Origin of the sequence: Bacillus sp. JJ1503 (assembly GCF_036965125.1) — a bacterium.
In the GTDB taxonomy this organism is placed as follows: domain Bacteria; phylum Bacillota; class Bacilli; order Bacillales; family Cytobacillaceae; genus Cytobacillus.
Genome location: NZ_JBALOZ010000307.1, coordinates 7,156 through 8,726, shown reverse-complemented (window position 1 = coordinate 8,726; position 1,571 = coordinate 7,156). Strand labels below are relative to the sequence as shown.

Sequence of the window (1,571 nt, the reverse complement as noted above, 5' to 3'; positions counted from 1 at the left end):
AAAGCGCCCGATTGTTGAAAATCAGTGGCTGCTGAGTATGGCTCGCACTTATTGAACTCTAGCACACCGTTCGTAACAATGAGGACGGGATGCCAAAGCATCAGTATTCACTCTATCAAATCCTGTTACTTCAACAAAAAAAGAAGCAGCCTAAAATTAGGAGCCTCTTCATTATAGAAAACCTTGAGTTAAATATTAGAATATGCCTTCACATTTACTTCAAAGAATAATCCTGTACGTCATTCCAGTTGTTAACTCTCACGTATCCTGTTTCAAGGATATTGTGAAGAACAGTAAATATGATTCCCTACCCACAAAAACAACGATTGGGGAAAAAAATATAAAGATTTAAGAAAAAGCTAAAGCCTATACTGGTCTTTAGTTTTTTGCTTTTTAATTATGTTTGCATAGTTTATCTTAAACTAACCTGACCTTTCGTTTAAGTATATTTCTTCACAATGCTCTTCTCATTTTAACATCATTTCCCAAATACCTTATTCAACAATCGGGCAGCAGTTATCTACAGTATCATTACTAAAAAGTTGATAGAATGCACCATTATCTTTTTAATAAAAATTTAGCTAGTTTGCTCGGTACTCTCCCATTTATTTGACCATTTCTCTATCTCATTCAGAATTGGCTTAAAGGCTAAACCTTTTTCTGTCAATGAATATTCGATTCGAACAGAAGTTTCTAGAAAGATAACCCGTTTAACAATTCCTAGCCGTTCTAATTCTTTTAGCCTTTCGGACAGTACTCTTCTACTTATTCCTATTGAAGATTCAATACTATGAAAACGCTGTTGCCCGTCTAGCATCGTATAAATAATTAAGCCATTCCAACGTTTACTCAAAATACTTATTGTTTTCTTAAAGCTGGGATTAACCACACATTTATTCATTTTTAATCCCTCCTAGCGTATATTTGGGCAAGCAGGCATTCTGATTTTTTTCTGTGAGTTTGCAGTATTTCAATGAACCATCACCTATGAAAATACTGATGGTTCAATCATTTCTTTAAAATCAGTATTCTGCTTCTTTTGCTTCTCGAATATTTTTATAGGTTTCGGTTAGTAAAACTGTGTCTTCCACCAATCGTGCAATACGGAAGAAAATATCATCATTTACTATTTCTTTACGATGGAAATCCTTTTCTTCTATAAAGACATAAGTTTGAACGATTTGCGCCTTCAGATATGAAAGAATTGGTTTTAATTGTTGTTCAGCAATTAGGAAATGTTTCGGTGACCCAGCTGTAATGACCATGCTGACAATTTTATCTCGTAAGGCATTCACAGGCAGTAAATCAAACAAATTTTTAAGCGTTGCAGGAATAGATGCTTGAAATATGGGTGTACCAATCACAATAGCATCTGCTTCCATCATAGCTTTTGTAATACGTCCAGTATCACCCTCATACTCTAAATAATTTCGACCGTCACTAAATCGAATGTCTATTTCCGCTAAATCAATTAACTCAATCTCAACAGTTGCATAGGATTTTTTAAATTCTTCAAAGACGACATTCATAGCCGTACGCGTTTTTGACCCAACAATTGAACTAGAAATAGC

2 protein-coding genes are annotated in these 1,571 nt (G+C 34.5%); both read right to left on the bottom strand.

Going from position 1 to position 1,571, the window contains the following annotated elements; translation table 11 throughout:
- Nucleotides 1-577: 577 nt before the first annotated feature.
- Complete coding sequence (locus tag V7149_RS20940) at nt 578-901, bottom strand: winged helix-turn-helix transcriptional regulator (protein WP_335347529.1); 324 nt, start codon at nt 899-901, stop codon at nt 578-580.
- A 121-nt stretch (nt 902-1,022) separates the two neighbouring features.
- Nucleotides 1,023-1,571, bottom strand: a 549-nt coding sequence (locus V7149_RS20935) for an NADPH-dependent FMN reductase (protein WP_335347528.1), incomplete at its 5' end; no start/stop codon positions are given.

What these genes read in the sequence shown, in the direction of transcription:
- V7149_RS20940 (WP_335347529.1), bottom strand. Translation starts at nt 901, where the DNA reads ATGAATAAATGTGTGGTTAATCCCAGCTTTAAGAAAACAATAAGTATT.